This window comes from Burkholderia sp. LFS061 (assembly GCF_047978125.1).
In the GTDB taxonomy this organism is placed as follows: Bacteria; Pseudomonadota; Gammaproteobacteria; order Burkholderiales; family Burkholderiaceae; genus Burkholderia; species Burkholderia pyrrocinia_C.
Genome location: NZ_JBFPFS010000006.1, coordinates 131,758 through 149,920, shown reverse-complemented (window position 1 = coordinate 149,920; position 18,163 = coordinate 131,758). Strand labels below are relative to the sequence as shown.

General features: G+C 67.4%; 19 protein-coding genes. 11 read left to right on the top strand and 8 right to left on the bottom strand.

Annotated elements, in window-relative coordinates; translation table 11 throughout:
* Positions 1-70: 70 nt before the first annotated feature.
* From ACNQQL_RS07700 to ACNQQL_RS07675, 6 genes are all read right to left on the bottom strand, one after another.
* Entirely contained in the window at positions 71-556 is a 486-nt protein-coding gene (locus ACNQQL_RS07700) for a GNAT family N-acetyltransferase (protein ID WP_347063750.1), read from the bottom strand.
* The gene (locus ACNQQL_RS07695; protein ID WP_006476519.1) at positions 553-828 is read right to left on the bottom strand and encodes a hypothetical protein; all 276 of its coding nucleotides are present in this window, start codon (positions 826-828) and stop codon (positions 553-555) included. The genes ACNQQL_RS07700 and ACNQQL_RS07695 overlap by 4 nt, the downstream gene beginning before the upstream one ends.
* Before the next feature lie 39 nt (positions 829-867).
* Positions 868-2,166 (bottom strand): gephyrin-like molybdotransferase Glp, encoded by a 1,299-nt coding sequence (glp, locus tag ACNQQL_RS07690; RefSeq protein ID WP_347063749.1) that lies wholly within the window; start codon positions 2,164-2,166, stop codon positions 868-870.
* A 112-nt stretch (positions 2,167-2,278) separates the two neighbouring features.
* Positions 2,279-2,896 carry a molybdenum cofactor guanylyltransferase MobA gene (gene mobA / locus ACNQQL_RS07685; protein WP_347063748.1) on the bottom strand — a complete coding sequence of 206 codons (618 nt, stop codon included), beginning with the start codon at positions 2,894-2,896 and terminating at the stop codon, positions 2,279-2,281.
* 28 nt (positions 2,897-2,924) lie between these two features.
* A complete protein-coding gene (gene moaA / locus ACNQQL_RS07680; protein WP_347063747.1) occupies positions 2,925-4,037 on the bottom strand; it encodes a GTP 3',8-cyclase MoaA in 1,113 nt (370 codons plus the stop codon).
* 132 nt (positions 4,038-4,169) lie between these two features.
* Positions 4,170-7,313 carry an Rne/Rng family ribonuclease gene (locus tag ACNQQL_RS07675; protein ID WP_347063746.1) on the bottom strand — a complete coding sequence of 1,048 codons (3,144 nt, stop codon included), beginning with the start codon at positions 7,311-7,313 and terminating at the stop codon, positions 4,170-4,172.
* 724 nt (positions 7,314-8,037) lie between these two features.
* Here ACNQQL_RS07675 and ACNQQL_RS07670 point away from each other — a divergent pair.
* Genes ACNQQL_RS07670 through ACNQQL_RS07655 form a run of 4 tightly spaced genes read left to right on the top strand, consistent with a single transcriptional unit; the run spans position 8,038 to position 11,110 of the window.
* Entirely contained in the window at positions 8,038-9,042 is a 1,005-nt protein-coding gene (locus tag ACNQQL_RS07670) for an RluA family pseudouridine synthase (RefSeq protein WP_072436011.1), read from the top strand.
* Between the two features lie 5 nt (positions 9,043-9,047).
* On the top strand, positions 9,048-9,707 hold the full coding sequence (locus ACNQQL_RS07665) for an HAD-IA family hydrolase (RefSeq protein WP_072436010.1): 660 nt from the start codon (positions 9,048-9,050) through the stop codon (positions 9,705-9,707).
* Positions 9,704-10,105 (top strand): Rieske (2Fe-2S) protein, encoded by a 402-nt coding sequence (locus ACNQQL_RS07660; protein WP_034183087.1) that lies wholly within the window; start codon positions 9,704-9,706, stop codon positions 10,103-10,105. Before ACNQQL_RS07665 ends, ACNQQL_RS07660 begins: the two co-directional genes overlap by 4 nt.
* Before the next feature lie 12 nt (positions 10,106-10,117).
* Positions 10,118-11,110, top strand: a complete 993-nt coding sequence (locus ACNQQL_RS07655; RefSeq protein WP_347063745.1) for a S49 family peptidase — start codon at positions 10,118-10,120, stop codon at positions 11,108-11,110.
* Between the two features lie 44 nt (positions 11,111-11,154).
* Here the strand turns inward: ACNQQL_RS07655 and ACNQQL_RS07650 are convergent, their stop codons facing one another.
* The gene (locus tag ACNQQL_RS07650; protein WP_034183089.1) at positions 11,155-11,877 is read right to left on the bottom strand and encodes an SAM-dependent methyltransferase; all 723 of its coding nucleotides are present in this window, start codon (positions 11,875-11,877) and stop codon (positions 11,155-11,157) included.
* Positions 11,874-12,506 (bottom strand): Maf-like protein, encoded by a 633-nt coding sequence (locus ACNQQL_RS07645; RefSeq protein ID WP_347063744.1) that lies wholly within the window; start codon positions 12,504-12,506, stop codon positions 11,874-11,876. The genes ACNQQL_RS07650 and ACNQQL_RS07645 overlap by 4 nt, the downstream gene beginning before the upstream one ends.
* A gap of 209 nt (positions 12,507-12,715) precedes the next feature.
* On the opposite strand from ACNQQL_RS07645, the gene ACNQQL_RS07640 reads away from it, so the two are divergent.
* From ACNQQL_RS07640 to acpP, 7 genes are all read left to right on the top strand, one after another.
* On the top strand, positions 12,716-13,351 hold the full coding sequence (locus ACNQQL_RS07640) for a DUF177 domain-containing protein (RefSeq protein ID WP_347063743.1): 636 nt from the start codon (positions 12,716-12,718) through the stop codon (positions 13,349-13,351).
* 98 nt (positions 13,352-13,449) lie between these two features.
* Complete coding sequence (rpmF, locus tag ACNQQL_RS07635; protein ID WP_006759765.1) at positions 13,450-13,629, top strand: 50S ribosomal protein L32; 180 nt, start codon at positions 13,450-13,452, stop codon at positions 13,627-13,629.
* 129 nt (positions 13,630-13,758) lie between these two features.
* Positions 13,759-14,865 (top strand): phosphate acyltransferase PlsX, encoded by a 1,107-nt coding sequence (gene plsX / locus ACNQQL_RS07630; protein WP_034183092.1) that lies wholly within the window; start codon positions 13,759-13,761, stop codon positions 14,863-14,865.
* Positions 14,866-15,855 carry a beta-ketoacyl-ACP synthase III gene (locus ACNQQL_RS07625; protein ID WP_072436005.1) on the top strand — a complete coding sequence of 330 codons (990 nt, stop codon included), beginning with the start codon at positions 14,866-14,868 and terminating at the stop codon, positions 15,853-15,855.
* Between the two features lie 83 nt (positions 15,856-15,938).
* Positions 15,939-16,871, top strand: coding sequence for an ACP S-malonyltransferase (fabD, locus tag ACNQQL_RS07620; protein WP_347063742.1), 933 nt, complete (start codon positions 15,939-15,941; stop codon positions 16,869-16,871).
* A 36-nt stretch (positions 16,872-16,907) separates the two neighbouring features.
* Positions 16,908-17,657, top strand: coding sequence for a 3-oxoacyl-ACP reductase FabG (gene fabG, locus ACNQQL_RS07615; RefSeq protein WP_072436003.1), 750 nt, complete (start codon positions 16,908-16,910; stop codon positions 17,655-17,657).
* A gap of 144 nt (positions 17,658-17,801) precedes the next feature.
* Positions 17,802-18,041 (top strand): acyl carrier protein, encoded by a 240-nt coding sequence (gene acpP, locus ACNQQL_RS07610; RefSeq protein ID WP_004197638.1) that lies wholly within the window; start codon positions 17,802-17,804, stop codon positions 18,039-18,041.
* Positions 18,042-18,163 lie beyond the last annotated feature (122 nt).

Sequence of the window (18,163 nt, the reverse complement as noted above, 5' to 3'; positions counted from 1 at the left end):
ATCGGGCGCCGTCGGCGCCCGTTTCCTTTTGCGGCAGGGTAGTTCGGCCGCGGCTCGCGCGGGCCGACGCTCAGCGGCCTGCGAGCGTATCCAGCGCGTCGCCCGTTACGCGAACGATGCGCCATTCGGGCAGCACGGTCGCGCCCATCTTTTCGTAGAAATCGATCGCGGGCTGGTTCCAGTCGAGGACCGACCATTCGAAACGCCCGCAACGACGCTCGACGGCCAGTGCCGCGAGGTGGCGCAGCATCGCGGTGCCGAGGCCGGTGCCGCGCTGCGACGGCTGCACGTACAGATCCTCGAGATAGAGGCCGCGACGACCGAGGAACGTCGAATAGTTGTGAAAGAACAGCGCATACGCGACGATCGCGCCGTTGCGCTCGGCCACGAGCGCTTCGGCGGCAGGCCGCTCGCCGAACAGCGCGTCGGCGAGATCCGCTTCGGTCGCGACGAACAGGTGCGTGAGCTTCTCGAATTCGGCCAGCTCGCGCATCAGCGCGAGGATCGCGCCGGCGTCGCGCGCTTCGGCCGCGCGGATCAGCGGCGCGTCGCTCACGCTTCCTCCGGCGGATCGGACAACACGATCTCGATGCCGCCGAAGCGCGACGCGACCCAGTTGTATGCGTGGCATGCGATCCACAGCAGCACGAAGCCGAGGATGGCGTTCAGCAGCAGCGCGCTCAGGATCGTGCTCAACTCGACCATCCCGTAACGGATGTACGCGACGAGAATGCCGAGCAGCACGATCGGCACGCTGAACGTCAGGTAGACGAGGATCAGCGCCTTCGCGGTCTGCCCCGCGGCGATCGACGAAATTTGTTTCTTCATGTGCGGATTGCCCCCGTAGAGATATATCGATAGTGGAATTCAGATCAGGCCGTCGAGCGGCAGGATGTCGACCGGAGTGCCCGCGTCGACTGCCGCGGTATCGTGGCTCAGGACGATGAAACAGTTGGCGGCCGAGAGGCCGCTCAGCGACGCGGAACTCTGCGAACCGGCCGGCGCGACGTGCCAGCGGCCGTCGGCGGCGCGCGTCGCGATGCCGCGCAGGTATTCGGTGCGGCCCGCACGCGTCTTCAGCGCATGCGTGCTGAGCGCCGTGTACATCGCCGGCGGCGGCGTCTGCGCGCCGGCCAGCTTCAGCAGCGCGGGGCGCACGATCGCGTAGAACGTCACGGCGGACGCGACCGGATTGCCGGGCAGCCCGAAGAACAGCGCGTGACCGGCGCCACCGGGCGCACGTGCGAGCGTGCCGCACGCGAGCGGCCGGCCGGGCCGCAGCGCGAGGCTCGCGAACGTGACGTCGCCGAGCCGTGCCATCACGTCGCGCGTGAAGTCGGCTTCACCGACCGATACGCCGCCCGACGTGATCACCGCATCGGCCTGCGCGGCGACGGCGTCGCGCAACGCGGCTTCGAGCGCGGCCGGGTCGTCGCGGACAATCCCGAGATCGATCGCGTCGACGTGCAGCCTTTCGAGCATCGCGATCAGCATCCCGCGGTTGCTGTCATACAGCGCACCGCGACCGAGCGGTTCGCCGGGCTCGCGCAGTTCGTCGCCGGTCGAGAACACGGCGACGCGCACGCGCCGGCGCACCGTGACGTCGGTGAAGCCGAATGACGCGAGCAGGCCAAGATCGGACGGCCGCAGGATGCGGCCCGCGGCGAGCGCGCAGGCGCCGCGCGCGAGATCCTCGCCGGCCTTGCGGCAGTTCGCGCCGTGCGCGACGTCGTGCGCGGCGAAGCGGATCGTGTCGCCGTCGACACGCACGCGTTCCTGCGGAATCACCGTATTGCATCCGGCCGGCATCGGTGCGCCCGTCATGATGCGCACGCATGAACCGGCCGCCACGGCGCCGTCGAACGGATGGCCCGCGAACGCGGTGCCGGCGACCGTCAGCGCGACGTCCCCCTGCGGCGCCGCGTGCGCGCCGGCGCTGCCGTCGAACGCATAACCGTCCATCGCCGAGTTGTCGTACGCGGGAATGTCGAACGGTGCGTTCACGTCGGCCGCAAGCACGCGGTCGAGCGCGTCGCGCAGCGTCACCGTGTCGCACGCGTCGACAGGCACCGCGAAGCGGCACGCGAGCGCCTGCGCGTCGGCAAGCGACAGCGGGGCATCGGAATCGGGTGCGGTTCGGGAGGCGGGCGAGGATTGCGTGATCATCAGTCGGACTGCGCCGCGAGGCGTATCGGGTTCGTGGCCGGTGGCGCGAGGAGGGTGCCTGGGCGCGGGTTTCGCGTGCGGTGGACGCCGGGCGGGAACGGCGCGGGCGCCGTCAGCGACGAGCCAGCGCGGCGAGTTCCTGCCAGGAGTTGGCATTGTAAAACGCACGCTCGTCGCGAAACTCGACTTCGACCGTCTTGTGGCGTGCGTACCACGCACGCACCTTGCGGTCGCCGGCGGCAAGCCGCGAGGCGAGATCGTCGGCCAGCGCCGTGCGCAGCAGCGCGAACGTCGGCTGTGGCGAGCGCGCCTGCTGCGCATCGACAGTGACCGCCATCGCGATGTCGGCCTGCTGCGCGTCGAGCGCGGCATGCAGCCGCGCGACCAGGTCGGCGGGCAGAAACGGCGTATCGCACGGCGAACACGCGACGAGCGGCGCGCGCGCGGCCCGCATGCCGGCGAGCAGACCCGCGAGCGGGCCGGGGAAATCGGGTGTTTCGTCCGCGACGACGCGTGCGTCGAACGGCGCACCGAGCTCCGCATAACGATCGGCGTGGCGATTCGCGCTGATCAGCGTCTCGTCGACCTGCGGCGAGAGCCGGCGCAGCACGTGCAGCGCGAGCGGCGTACCGTCGAGCAGTTGCAGGCCCTTGTCGACGCCGTCCATGCGCGTGGCGCGCCCGCCTGCGAGCAGCAGGCCGGCGATCGAGGGAGAGGCGGAAACGGGCATCGTGCGAAGGCGGAAAGGGCGGCGTGCGTCAGCCGCCGATATACGACATTTCGACGCGCTTGCCGGCGCCGTCGGGCGCGGGTTCGGCCGACGCGCTGCCGCGCAGTTGCGAATAGCGGTCGGTGCGCGCCTGCCAGATGCGGGCGATCGCGGTCGCGATCTCGGCGTCGCTTGCGCCGCCGCGCACGAGCGCGCGCAGGTCGTGGCCCGTCGACGCGAACAGGCACAGGTACAGCTTGCCTTCGGTCGACAGCCGCGCGCGCGTACAGTCGCCGCAGAAGGCGTGCGTGACGCTCGAGATCACGCCGATCTCGCCGCTGCCGTCCGCATAACCCCAGCGTTGCGCGGTTTCGGCCGCCGTGTGCGCGTCGAGCGGCACGAGCGGGAAATGTTCGGCGATCCGCGCAACGACGTCCGCCGACGGCAGCACCTCGGTCATGTTCCAGCCGTTCGACGTGCCGACGTCCATGTATTCGATGAAGCGCAGGATCACGCCGGTGCCGCGGAAGCGCTCGGCCATCGGCAGGATCTCGCCGTCGTTGGTACCGCGCTTCACGACCATGTTGACCTTGACCGGCGCGAGGCCGGCGGCCTGGGCCGCGAAGATGCCGTCGAGCACGTCGGCGCTCGCGAACTCGGCGTCGTTCATGCGCTTGAACAGCGTATCGTCGAGCGCGTCGAGGCTGACCGTCACGCGTGTGAGCCCGGCGTCCTTCAGCGCGCGGGCCTTGCGCGCGAGCAGCGAGCCGTTGGTCGTCAGCGTCAGGTCGAGCGGGCGGCCGTCATGCGTTGTCAGGCGCGCGAGGCGCTCGATCAGGAATTCGAGATTCTTGCGCAGCAGCGGCTCGCCGCCCGTGATGCGGATCTTCTCGACGCCGTGTGCGACAAAGAGTCGCGCCACGCGTTCGATTTCCTCGTGCGTGAGCAGCGCGCTGTGCGGCAGGAACGGGTAGTCCTTGTCGAAGACCGCGCGCGGCATGCAGTACACGCAGCGGAAATTGCAGCGGTCCGTCACCGAAATGCGCAGGTCGCGCAGCGGCCTGGCGAACGTGTCGGCCAGCGTGCCGTCGGGGGCATGCGCGACGCCGGAGACGTCCGGCATCCCGCTGACGTCGGCGAGAGGAATGATGCGTCGGGACATGTTGAAAGAAGTGCGAGCCAGACTTGTATTTTAGCCGCAAGCGGCCGCCCGGGTCCGGTGGGCGGAAACCCGCAGCATGGACGTGAAAAAGCCCGCCGGAGGCGGGCTTTTCCTGGTCGGGCGATGTGCCGGTCAGTGGTGCGTCGTTTCGACCTGCTGCATCGGGGCCGTATCGACCGGCGGCAGCACCTTGCGTTCGCGCGGCACGCGGGCCGGACGCGGGAGGCGCGATGCGGCTTCCTGCGCAGCGGCGAACTTGTCGGCGTCCGTGTTCACCCAGACGAGACCGGCCTGCTCCAGCACGACATCCAGGCTCGCCGAAGCGGGCGCGGCTGCCGGTTGCGCGGGGGCAGGGGCCGGTGCTGCAACGGCCTCGACCGGTGCCGCTTCGACATGCGCCGGCTCGACAGCCGGCGGAGCGGCTTCGGTCGTTACGGCCGGTGCGGCCTGCTCGACGGGCGTGGACTGCGGCGCCTCGACAGCGGCCGGCGCTGCTGCCGGTACTGTCGGCACTTCGAACGCATCGGTCGGCGAAACCGCGACCGGAGCCGGACCGGCTTCCATGTCGACGGCCGGTGCGACCGGTGCCGGTTCTGCAGCCGCCTCGACGGCGAGCGCGGGCTCGACCGGAGCGGCCGGAGCCGCTTCGGCGTGTGCCGGTGCCGGCTGAGCTTCGGCAGCGGCCGGCGCAGCATGCTGCTCGACCGCTGCTTCGACGACGACGGCGCCTGCCACGGCCGCGACGACTGCCGGTGCGGCCATGTGGGCCGGTTCGGCAGCGGCCGGTGCTTCCGGCGTCACGGTTTGCGCTGAGGCTTCGCCATTCGGGTCTTGCTCGGCCTGGTCGACGACTGCGCCGTCTTCGTCGCGCTCGCGACGACCGCCGCGGCGGCCGCGACGGCGGCGGCGACGTTCCTCGCCGTCACGCGCGCCGGCTTCCGCATCGGCTGCCAGCTCGGCACCGGGCAGGGCTTCTGCAACGGCCTTGTCGGTTTCCGCTTCCGGATGGTTTTCGCCACGGGTGACGGTTTCGAGCGTGGCCGCATGCTGGGTCGGCTTGCGGCGTTCGCCGCGCTCGCGACGCTCGCCGCGTTCCTGGCGCTCGCCACGACCTGCTGCGTCGACGCCTTCCGGCTGCTCGGCACGCTCGCGCGGTTCGCGGTTCTCGCGCGGTTCACGCGGCTCACGGCTTTCACGCGGCTCGCGCGGTTCGCGACCTTCGCGCTGGCCACGGCCCTCGCGACCTTCGCGGCCCTCACGACCTTCGCGGATTTCGCGACCTTCACGCGGCTCGCGACCCTCGCGCGGCTCACGGCCTTCACGCGGTTCGCGCGCTTCCTTGCCTTCGCGCTCCAGGCGTTGCGGCTGACCACGGCCTGCTGCTGCCTGGTCGCGCCCGCCTTGCGCCTGCTGGGCGCCGCCGCGACGGTTGCGGTTGCGATCGCCGCCGCGCTGCTCGGTCTTCTCGGTACGCTCGCGAGCCGGGCGGGCCGCCTGTTCCTTCGCCGGTGCCGGAGCAACCGGTGCGGGCGCCGGAGCCGGCGACATGCCGAACAGGCCCTTCAGCCAGCCGATGAAACCGCCGCTTGCCGCGGCGACAGGTGCGGGGGCCGGAACGGGCTCGACCGGGCGCTGCGGCGCCGGGCTCGGGGCCGGGCGCTCGGGCGTGATGCCCTTGACCGCGGCTTCCTGCTTCGGCTTCACTTCTGCCGTGCGCTTGCTGTAGCCGGTTTCCGACTCGAGTTCGCGGGCAGCTTCCTCGGCCATCTTCCAGGACGCGCGCGGATCGTCGAGGCGCGCGTCGTCGTGGCGCAGGCGCTCGAGCTTGTAGTGCGGCGTATCGAGGTGCTTGTTCGGGATCAGCACGATGCCGACCTTGAAGCGCGACTCGATCTTGTTGATTTCCTGACGCTTTTCGTTGAGCAGGAAGGCGGTCACCTCGACCGGCACCTGGCAGTGGATCGCCGCGGTGTTTTCCTTCATCGCTTCTTCCTGAATGATCCGCAGGACCTGCAGCGCGGACGATTCGGTATCGCGGATGTGGCCGGTGCCGTTACAGCGCGGGCAGGTCACGTGGCTGCCTTCCGACAGGGCCGGGCGCAGGCGCTGGCGCGACAGCTCCATCAGGCCGAAGCGGGAGATCTTGCCCATCTGCACGCGTGCACGGTCATGCTTGAGCGCGTCTTTCAGGCGCTGCTCGACTTCGCGCTGGCTCTTCGCCGATTCCATGTCGATGAAATCGATCACGATCAGGCCGCCGAGGTCGCGCAGGCGGAGCTGGCGGGCGACTTCGTCGGCCGCTTCGAGGTTCGTGCGGGTCGCCGTTTCCTCGATGTCCGCGCCCTTGGTCGCGCGCGCCGAGTTCACGTCGATCGCGACGAGCGCTTCGGTATGGTCGATTACGATCGCGCCGCCGGACGGCAGCGGCACCGTGCGCGAGTACGCCGTTTCGATCTGGTGCTCGATCTGGAAGCGGGAGAACAGCGGCACGTCGTCGTGGTAGCGCTTCACCTTCGACACGTTGTCCGGCATCACGATGTCCATGAACGCACGGGCCTGATCGTGGATCTCGGTCGTGTCGATCAGGATTTCGCCGATATCGGGCTGGAAATAGTCCCGGATCGCGCGGATCACGAGGCTCGATTCCAGGTAGATCAGCATCGGCTGGCCGGAGTTGCCGCTTTGCGACGCCGCTTCGATCGCGCGCCACAGTTGCAGCAGGTAGTTCAGGTCCCACTGCAGTTCCTCGGCGCTGCGGCCGATGCCCGCGGTGCGGGCGATCATGCTCATGCCGTCCGGAATCTGCAGTTGCGACATCGTTTCGCGCAGTTCCTGGCGCTCGTCGCCCTCGATCCGGCGCGATACACCGCCGCCGCGCGGATTGTTCGGCATCAGCACCAGGTAGCGGCCGGCGAGCGAGATGAAGGTCGTGAGGGCGGCGCCCTTGTTGCCACGCTCTTCCTTCTCGACCTGGACGATCAGCTCCTGGCCTTCGCGCAGGGCATCCTGGATGCGCGCGGAGCGCATGTCGATGCCTTCCTTGAAGTACTGGCGGGCGACTTCCTTGAACGGCAGGAAGCCGTGGCGATCTTCGCCGTAGTTGACGAAGCACGCTTCGAGCGACGGCTCGATGCGGGTGACGACACCTTTGTAGATATTGCCTTTGCGCTGTTCGCGCCCGGCTGTCTCGATGTCGATGTCGATGAGCTTTTGCCCATCGACGATGGCGACGCGCAGCTCCTCCTGCTGCGTCGCATTGAACAGCATGCGTTTCATGAACGACTCCAGGCGGCTCCGCAGCCGACGCCTCGCGGTTGTCAGTCGCGAGGGCGGGAACGACGGCAGGCCGCACCTTGTTGTGTTGTCACAAGCACGCTGGAGCGGGAACGATGGCGGGGAGAATTGCCTGAAGAGGCGCTTGGGCCCGAAAGACGGGGCCGGCGGCCGTAGGGCACCTGCGAATACGGCTTCAAAGCACGGCGTTCACACACCGCACGCTGCAAAAAAGCGCGCTAAGCCTGAGTCCGGGCATTGCCACGGGCGCGCGCAATGGGTCGCGCGCGCCGGCTGGCGGCAGATGCTGCGGCTTGGGCCGCAGCGGGGAGTATCGAATCCAGCCCGACTTTCCCGCTTGGGGTGTACTTCCCTGGTTTGACGTCGCCAAGCCCCGCACGCTTCGCGGGGCCAAATCGGGCGCAACGCCGTAATTTTCGCAACCGGCAGCCTGCGGACGCACTTCGCGCCGTCGGGCTGCCGATCAAATTCTTTTCAACCAACTTTCCGTTACCGCGGCGCCTTGCCGACCGAATCCGCCTGTGGGCGCGATCCTTGCCGACGGGCGGCGCCGTGCGTGCAACTTGCTGCATCTCTTTGATTAGGGGCGAGCAGCGGACCCCCGGCGCAAGTAAAATAATGGTTTCCGCTTGCACCTTGCCCGACTCGGTCGGGGCCGGCCGGTCAGGCCACCCTCAACGTCAGGCTGGGCAAAATTATATTCAGTATGAATGAGTTAGGCAAAATATCCCAGAATTCGGTCGCAAGCGGCCAGGTATCGATGATCGAGATCGATGAAAACTCGGCCGGTCAGCGGATCGACAACTTCCTGTTGCGCGTCTGTAAAGGCGTGCCGAAAAGCCATATTTACCGGATCCTCCGCAGCGGCGAAGTGCGCGTGAACAAGGGCCGGATCGATGCGCAGTACCGTCTCGCGCTCGGCGACGTCGTCCGCGTGCCGCCCGTGCGCGTGGCGGCGGCGGACCTCGCGCGTGCCGACACGCCCATCGTGCCGCCCGCGAATTTCGACGTGCTGTACGAGGATGACGCGATGCTCGTCATCGACAAGCCGGCCGGGGTCGCCGTGCACGGCGGCAGCGGCGTCGCGTTCGGCGTGATCGAGCAGATGCGCCAGGCGCACCCGCGCGCGAAATTCCTCGAACTCGTGCACCGGCTCGACCGCGAGACGTCCGGGATCCTGATGCTCGCGAAGAAACGCACGGCGCTCGTGGGCCTGCACGAACAGATCCGCGAGAACCGGATGGACAAACGTTACTTCGCATGCGTCCACGGCGAATGGCAGCCCGACTGGGGGCGCCGCCGCGCGGTAAAGGTGCCGCTGTTCAAGTATTCGACCCCGGAAGGGGAGCGCCGCGTGCGCGTGCAGGACGACGGACTGCCGTCGCATACGGTGTTCAACCTCGTCGACCGCTGGCCCGACTACGCGCTCGTCGAAGCGGAACTCAAAACGGGTCGCACCCATCAGATCCGCGTGCACCTCGCGCATCTCGGCCTGCCGATCGCCGGCGACGCCAAGTATGGCGATTTCGCACTGAACAAGGCGCTGGCGCGCGCGAATGCGCAGCCGTCGTTGAAACGGATGTTCCTGCACGCGCACCGGCTGCGGCTCAACCATCCGCTGACCGGCGAGGCGCTGCAGTTCGATGCGCCGCTGCCGGACGAATGCCGGCGCTTCCTCGACCAACTCAGCGCACTGCGCGATACCGCCTGAACCGCATGGCTCGACAGCAATTTGACCTGATCGTCTTCGACTGGGACGGCACGCTGATGGATTCGACTGCGCACATCGCGCACAGCATCCAGGCCGCATGCCGCGATCTCGGCCTGCCCACGCCATCCGACGAGGCGTCGCGCTACGTGATCGGCCTCGGCCTGCGCGATGCGCTGCAGGTTACCGCTCCGACCCTCGATCCGTCCGACTATCCGCGGCTGGCCGAGCGCTACCGTTATCACTATCTGCTCGACGACCAGCGCATCGAGCTGTTCGCCGGCGTGCGCGAGCTGCTCGCCGAGTTGCGCGATACGGGCTACCTGCTCGCCGTTGCAACCGGCAAGGGGCGGGTCGGGCTGAACCGCGTGCTTGACCAGTCGAAGCTGACGAGCCTGTTCGACGCGACGCGCTGCGCGGACGAGACGTTCTCGAAGCCGCATCCGGCGATGCTGCACGAGTTGTCCCGGGAATTGGGGCAGGACCTCGCGCGCACCGTGATGATCGGCGACACGACGCATGACCTGCAGATGGCCGCGAGCGCCGGAGCGGCCGGCGTCGGTGTCGCATACGGCGCGCACACGGCCGACGCGCTGGCTGCGCTCGCGCCGCGCTTCGTCGCGCCGGACGTCGACGCGCTGGCCGCGTGGCTGCGGGAGCACGCATGAGCGCGGCGCCGGACGCCGTGCGCGTGTGCGCATCGGACGCGCTGGCCGACGGCGGCGCCGGCGTGCGCGTCGACGCGACGTTGCGCGGCGAGCAGGCCGTCGTGTTCTTCGTGCGCTACGACGGTCGCGCATACGGTTACCTGAATCGCTGCGCACACGTGCCGATGGAGCTCGACTGGTCCGAAGGGCAGTTCTTCGAGTCGTCGGGCCTGTACCTGATGTGCGCGACGCACGGCGCGATCTACGCGCCGGATACCGGCAAGTGCGTCGGCGGCCCGTGCCGCGGCGGCCGCCTGCGGCCGGTCGAGGTCGACGAACGCGACACGCCCGACGGGCGTGCGGTATTCTGGGTGCCCGACGCCGACCTGCGTCCTGCCGCTCCCGCCACGACCGACTGACGACAACACCGCATGTCCGACCAACCGAATTCCCCCGACTCCTCCTCCCGTCCCGACAGCCGCGAACCGAACTGGGAGCGCGCGGCGCTCGAGCGGATCGCGCTCGCGGCCGTGAAGGAACAGCGCGCGGCGCGGCGCTGGAAGATTTTCTTCCGCTTCGCGTTCCTGGGCGTGTTCGTGCTGCTCGCGTTCGCGCTGATCGATTTCTCGAGCGATTCGAAACTATCGACGAGCGGGCGGCATACGGCGCTCGTGACGATCGACGGCGAGATTGCGGCCGGCGTCAATGCGAATGCCGAAGACATCAACACGGCGCTCGGCTCCGCGTTCGACGACGACGGCACGGTCGGCGTCGTGCTGCGGATCAACAGCCCGGGCGGCAGCCCCGTGCAGGCCGGTATGGTCTACGACGAGATCCGGCGGCTGCGCGCGAAGCATCCGGACAAGCCGCTGTACGTCGTCGTGACCGACATGTGCGCGTCGGGCGGCTATTACATCGCGGCCGCGGCCGACAAGATCTTCGTCGACAAGGCGAGCATCGTCGGGTCGATCGGCGTGCTGATGGACGGTTTCGGCTTCACCGGGCTGATGGGCAAGCTCGGTGTCGATCGGCGCCTGCACACGTCGGGCGAAAACAAGGGTTTCTACGATCCGTTCTCGCCGGAGACGCCGAAGATGGACGCGCATGCGCAGGCGCTGCTCGACCAGGTGCACGCGCAGTTCATCAAGGCCGTGAAGGAGGGCCGCGGCAAGCGTCTGCATGAGACGCCCGACATGTTCTCCGGCCTGTTCTGGACCGGCGAGAAGAGCGTCGAACTCGGGCTTGCCGACGGCTACGGCACGACCGACACGGTCGCGCGCGACGTGCTGAAGGCGCCCGATCTCGTCGACTATACGGTGAAGGAAAGTCTGACGAACCGCGTCGCACGCAAGTTCGGCGCCGCCGTCGGCGGCGCCGCGATGAAGGCTCTGACGGCCGGCGGCGCGTCGTTCAGCCTGCGCTGACCGGCGTCTGGCGGGCCATGATGGCCCGCCGGCCGGCCGCGGTTTCAGTTCGCGAGCAGCAGGAAGATCGCAGGACGCTTGTGCAGATTCGGCGCAGGCGCCTTTTTCCAGTCCGCCACGGTGCGGCTCGCGATCGTTTCGGTCGCGAGGGTCAGGTCGGCCGCGACGCAGATCTGCGTAGACGGCGCGCAGGTCGCAATCAGCGTGTCGAGCATCGCGTGATTCCGGTACGGCGTCTCGATGAAGATCTGCGTCTGGCGCGCCTTGCGCGACAGCTGCTCGAGTTCGCGCAGGCGTTTCGCGCGCGCGGCCGCGTCGACCGGCAGGTAGCCGTTGAACGCGAAGCTCTGGCCGTTCAGGCCCGACGCCATCAGCGCGAGCAGGATCGAACTCGGTCCGACGAGCGGCACGACCTTTACGCCGCGCTCGTGCGCGCGGCGTACCAGCAATGCGCCGGGATCGGCGACGGCCGGGCAGCCGGCCTCGGACACGAGGCCGGCGTCCGCGCCGGCCAGCACGGGCGCGAGCAGGCGGTCGATTTCGCCGGCCGGCGTATTGACGTTCAGCTCGCGGATCTCGATTTCCTGGATCGGACGCGTCGTGCCGATCTTCTTCAGAAAGACGCGCGTCGTTTTCGCGTTCTCGCCGATGTAATAGCCGAGCGTGCCGGCGCGTGCCTGCACGGCCGCGGGCAGCACGGCGGCGAGCATCGATTCGTCGCCCTCGCCAAGCGTGTTCGGGACGAGATAAAGCGTGCCGGCCGTCATGCGCGGTCTCCACGGATGGTTGCAAACAGCGGATATTCGACGGCACGCAGCATCCGCGTGAGCGCGATCAGCGGCAGGCCGACGAGCGCGGTCGGGTCGTCCGAGTCGATCGCGTCGAGCAGCGCGATGCCGAGCCCTTCGGATTTCGCGCTGCCGGCGACGTCGTACGGCGTTTCCGCGCGCAGGTACGCGTCGAGTTCGGCCTCGGGCAGGGAGCGGAAGCGCACGCGCGTGATGATGTCCTCGACCTGCGCCTCGCCCGTGCGGCTGTCGTACAGGCAGAGTGCGCTGTGGAATTCGACTTCGCGGCCCCGCATCGACACGAGTTGCGCGAGCGCGCGCTGGTGCGTGCCGGGCTTGCCGATCTGGAGCCCGTCGAAGGTCGCGACCTGATCCGACCCGATCACGAGCACGCCGTCCGGCGCGTCGATCGTCGCGGCGACGGCGCGCGCTTTCGCGCCGGCGAGGCGCAGGGCGGTCGAGGCCGGAGTTTCGTCGTCGAGCGGGGTTTCGTCGAGGTCGGGCGACACGACGTCGAACGGCACGCCGAGGCGCTCGAGGAGCGTGCGGCGGTAGCGGGAACTGGAGGCAAGAATCAGCCGCGGCGGGCGGCAAACGGTATCCGGCATGGTCGGTTGGATCGGTGAGTCGTCGGGTGTTGTGCGGACGCAAGCTTAAGTGATTGACCGCAAAAGGTAAAACAGGTATGCTTTCCCGCTTTTCGTCGGCAGGCTTCCGTGGTGGCGCCTGCCGGGTCTTCGGAAGTAAATACGTACCCGTACGTGAGTGAGCGGCGCCAAGCCGGATCCCGCAAGTCAGCCTGTAGGCAGGAGCGCACATGAACACTTCTTCTGGCAAACCTGCGGCGCCGCTTGATCCGCACGCGGTCGACCTGTTCGAGTTCGCCCGCAGCGGGCGACAGGCAGCAGGGGCGGTGCGCCTCTCGCAACTGCCGCGCATGTTAAACGAAGTGCCGGCGGACGCGCCAGATCGCGACACGGTCTTCACGTGGCAGGCGGAAGGGTTCACGCAGAAGGAATTGCAGGACGACGGCGCCGATGGGCAGCAGCCGTATCTGCGCCTCGCGGTGCATGGCCAGGCGTGGCTCACGTGCCAGCGCTGCATGACCCCGTACGACCAGACGTTCGGCGTCGACATGGTGTACCGCGTCGTCGCGACCGAAGAAGAAGCTGAAGAATTTCCGCTCGACGACGATGAAGCCGATGTGATCGTGGGCTCACGCCAGTTCGATCTCGTCGACTTGATCGAAGAGGAGTTGCTGCTTTCGTTGCCGCTCGTGCCCAGGCACGAGGTTTGCCCGGCAGTTCACGAAAGCCTCGTGTCGGGTGCGAGCGGTCCTGAGGAAGAGGCGGGCGAAGAGTCCGACGAAGCCGCGGACGAAGGCAAACGGCCGAATCCGTTCGCAGCGCTGCAAGCGCTGAAGAAGGACGGTGACGGCACCAAGAAACACTAAGCAGTTGTGGCGCGGGAAGGCGTAAGGGCTTTGGGCCAGGGTAGTTAAGCGCCGGATCGGGCTGTGTTAGAATCCGGAAAATTATTTAGGAGTTAGTCATGGCAGTCCAGCAAAACAAGAAGTCGCCGTCGAAGCGCGGCATGCATCGTTCGCACGATTTCCTGACGGCAACGCCGCTGGCAGTCGAGCCGAGCACGGGTGAAGTGCACCTGCGTCACCACGTCAGCCCGAACGGCTACTATCGCGGCAAGAAAGTCGTCAAGACGAAGAACGACTAAGCGTCAAGTCACGCGTTGCGCGCTACGTTCGCCGTTCGCGTGACAACTGGTTCGCTTGACACTTTCCTGGCTCAACAAAAAGGCGGCATTCAACTGCCGCTTTTTTGTGCCTGAAATTCGTCGCATTCCATGACCGTAAAGCTCACAATCGATTGCATGGGAGGCGACCACGGCCCGTCCGTGACCGTTCCCGCGGCAGTCAAGTTCGTCCGCGCGCATCCCGATGCGCACCTGATGCTCGTCGGCATCGAAAGCGCGATCCGCGCTCAGCTCAAGAAGCTGAAAGCCCTCGACGATCCCGCGCTGACCATCGTGCCCGCCACCGAAGTCGTAGCGATGGACGACCCTGTCGAAGTGGCGCTGCGCAAGAAGAAGGATTCTTCGATGCGCGTCGCGCTCAACCACGTCAAGGAGGGCGCGGCGCAGGCCTGCATCTCCGCCGGCAATACCGGCGCGCTGATGGCCGTTTCCCGTTACGTACTCAAGACGCTGCCCGGCATCGAGCGGCCCGCGATCGCGTCCGCGCTGCCGAACCCGACCGGCTACACGATGATGCTGGACCTCGGCGCGAACGTCGACTGCGAGCCGCAGCACCTGCTGCAGTTCGCGGAGATGGGGCACGCACTGGTGGCCGCGCTCGAAGGCAAGGAGCGGCCGACGATCGGCCTGCTGAACATCGGTGAAGAGGTCATCAAGGGCAACGACACGATCAAGCGCGCAGGCGAGCTGCTGCGCGCCAGCACGCTGAATTTCCGCGGCAACGTGGAGGGCAACGACATCTACAAGGGCACCGTCGACGTGATCGTGTGCGACGGCTTCGTCGGCAACGTCGCGCTGAAGACGTCCGAGGGGCTCGCGCAGATGCTGTCGAACATCATCCGCGAGGAGTTCGGCCGTTCGCTGATGTCGAGGTTGATGGCGCTGCTCGCGCTGCCTGTCCTGATGCGTTTCAAGAAGCGCGTCGACCACCGCCAGTACAACGGCGCGGCGCTGCTGGGGCTGAAGAGCCTCGTGATCAAGAGCCACGGTTCGGCCGATGCCTACGCGTTTGAGTGGGCGATCAAACGCGGGTATGATGCGGTCAAAAACGGCGTGCTGGAGCGCCTCGCGCGCGCGATGGCGGACAATTCGGCGTCGCTCGGCGACGGCGAGCACGACGCGGGCGGCGCGGGCCATGCAAGCCCGGCCGCAGGCCCTCACGCCGAACCTTCCGCTGCGCAATCCTCTAAAGCATAAATGGCCCAATCGACTCTCTATTCCCGCGTGCTCGGCACGGGCAGCTATCTGCCGCCCGACCGCGTCACGAACCAGCAGTTGACCGATCGTCTCGCGAAGGAAGGCATCGAGACGAGCGATGAATGGATCGTTGCGCGCACGGGTATCCGTGCGCGCCATTTCGCCGCGCCGGACGTCACGACGAGCGATCTCGCGCTCGAGGCGTCGCGTCGTGCGATCGAAATGGCCGGTATCGATCCGCAGTCGATCGACCTGATCATCGTCGCGACTTCGACCCCCGATTTCGTGTTCCCGAGCACCGCATGCCTGCTGCAGAACAAGCTCGGCATCAAGAACGGCGGCGCGGCATTCGACGTGCAGGCCGTGTGTTCGGGCTTTGCGTATGCGATGGCGACGGCCGACAGCTTCATCCGCAGCGGCCAGCACCGCACGGCGTTGATCGTCGGCGCCGAGACGTTCTCGCGCATCCTCGACTTCAAGGACCGCACGACCTGCGTGCTGTTCGGCGACGGCGCGGGCGCGGTGATCCTGTCCGCGTCGGAAGAGCCGGGCGTGCTCGGCAGCGCGCTGCACGCTGACGGCAGCTATTCGCATATCCTCTGCACGCCGGGCAACGTGAATCGTGGCGTGATCGAGGGCAGCGCGTTCCTGTACATGGACGGGCAGGCCGTGTTCAAGCTCGCGGTCAACGTACTCGAGAAGGTTGCGATCGAGGCGCTTGCAAAGGCGAATCTCGCGCCTGAACAAATCGACTGGCTGATTCCGCACCAGGCCAATATCCGCATCATGACCAGCACCTGCCGCAAGCTCGGCCTGCCGCAGGAACGCATGGTCGTGACGGTCGACCAGCACGGCAACACGTCGGCCGCGTCGATCCCGCTGGCGTTCGACACCGCGGTGCGCGACGGCCGCATCCAGCGTGGCCAGCACGTGCTGATCGAAGGTGTCGGTGGCGGCTTTACCTGGGGCGCGTCGGTCTTCCGCTTCTGATCCGCGGCGCGCGACTGCTGCGCGCGGATCTCATCGGCGCGCCGTTCGTGCGCGCCGTCCGAATCGATTCAATTGGGGACGATATGAAATTTGCATTCGTTTTTCCGGGGCAGGGCTCGCAGGCAGTCGGCATGCTCAACGCATTCGCCGATCTGGCTGTCGTGCGCGAGACGCTCCAGGAGGCGTCTGACGCACTCAATCAGGACCTCGGCAAGCTGATCGCCGAAGGCCCGGCCGAAGAGCTGAATCTGACCACCAACACGCAGCCCGTGATGCTGACCGCCGCTTACGCGTGCTACCGCGCGTGGCAGCAGGCAGGCGGCCCGGCGCCGTCTATCGTCGCCGGTCACAGCCTCGGTGAATACACGGCGCTCGTCGCGGCGGGCGCGCTCGCGTTCAAGGACGCGGTGCCGCTCGTGCGCTTCCGCGCGCAGGCGATGCAGGCGGCCGTGCCGGTCGGTCAGGGCGGCATGGCCGCGATCCTGGGCCTCGACGACGACACGGTGCGCGCGGTGTGCGCCGAAGCCGCGGAAGCGGGGGTCGTCGAAGCGGTGAACTTCAATGCGCCCGCGCAGGTCGTGATCGCAGGCAACAAGGCCGCCGTCGAGAAGGCGTGCGAGATCGCGAAGGCGAAGGGCGCGAAGCGCGCGCTGCCGCTGCCCGTGTCGGCACCGTTCCATTCGTCGCTGCTCAAGCCGGCATCGGACCAGTTGCGCGACTATCTCGCGAATGTCGACGTGAAGGCGCCGCAGATTCCGGTCGTGAACAATATCGACGTCGCCGTGGTCAGCGATCCGGTCGCGATCAAGGACGCCCTGGTGCGTCAGGCGGCAGGCCCGGTGCGCTGGGTCGAGTGCGTGCGGCACATCGCCGGCACGGGCGTCACGCACGTGATCGAATGCGGTCCGGGCAAGGTGCTCGCCGGCCTGACGAAGCGCATCGACGGCAACCTGACGGGGGCGTCGGTGTTCGATCCGGCGTCGCTCGACGAAGCGCTCAAGCTGGTGACCGCCTGACGCGGCGCCTTTTCTCAAGAGACGGATATTCGATTCATGGAAAAGACTCTCGATAAACAGGTTGCGATCGTGACCGGCGCGTCGCGCGGCATCGGCCGGTCGATCGCGCTCGAACTCGCGCGCCTGGGCGCGACGGTGATCGGCACCGCAACGAGCGAATCGGGCGCTGCCGCGATCACCGCGGCGTTCGCGGAAGCGGGCGTCACGGGCCGCGGCGCGGTGCTGAACGTCAACGACGCGGCGGCCGCCGAGACGCTGATCGACGCGACCGTGAAGGAATTCGGCGCGCTGAACGTGCTCGTCAACAACGCGGGCATCACGCAGGACCAGCTCGCGATGCGGATGAAGGACGAGGACTGGGACGCGGTGATCGACACCAACCTGAAGTCGGTGTTCCGCCTGTCGCGCGCGGTGCTGCGCCCGATGATGAAGGCGCGCGGCGGCCGTATCATCAACATCACGTCGGTGGTCGGTTCGGCCGGCAACCCGGGGCAGGTCAACTATGCTGCCGCGAAGGCCGGCGTCGCGGGCATGACGCGTGCGCTCGCGCGCGAAATCGGCAGCCGCGGCATCACCGTGAACTGCGTCGCGCCGGGCTTCATCGACACCGACATGACGAAGACGCTGCCGGAAGAACAGCAGGCCGCGCTCAAGACCCAGATTCCGCTCGGCCGCCTCGGCAGCCCGGAGGACATCGCCCATGCCGTCGCGTTCCTCGCATCGCCGCAGGCCGGTTACATCACCGGCACGACGCTGCACGTGAACGGCGGCATGTATATGTCGTAACGATTTTCGTTTACTATCCGCGCCGTATCCCGTTTTTCAGGCGGATCGGCGCTTGATCGGCCATCAAGCCAACGCGCGTTTTGGCGTCAGCAAACCTGATAAAATGCGCGCACTTGTAAATCTGAACTTTCCCTCGGAGGGGTAATGGACAACATCGAACAACGTGTCAAGAAGATCGTCGCTGAACAACTGGGCGTCGCGGAAGCCGAGATCAAGAACGAAGCTTCGTTCGTGAACGATCTGGGCGCCGACTCGCTCGACACGGTCGAACTGGTGATGGCTCTCGAAGACGAGTTCGGCATGGAAATCCCGGACGAAGAAGCAGAGAAGATCACGACCGTTCAGCAAGCGATCGACTACGCTCGCGCAAACGTCAAGGCGTAAGCGCCTTTCGCGCTTGTTCGCCACGTCGCCGCGATCTTCGCGATTGACGCGCCATCCTGCCGGCTTCGCGCCGGACGGACTAACAGCCACAGGGCTCGCAGGGCTGGTTCCTGTGGCCATTG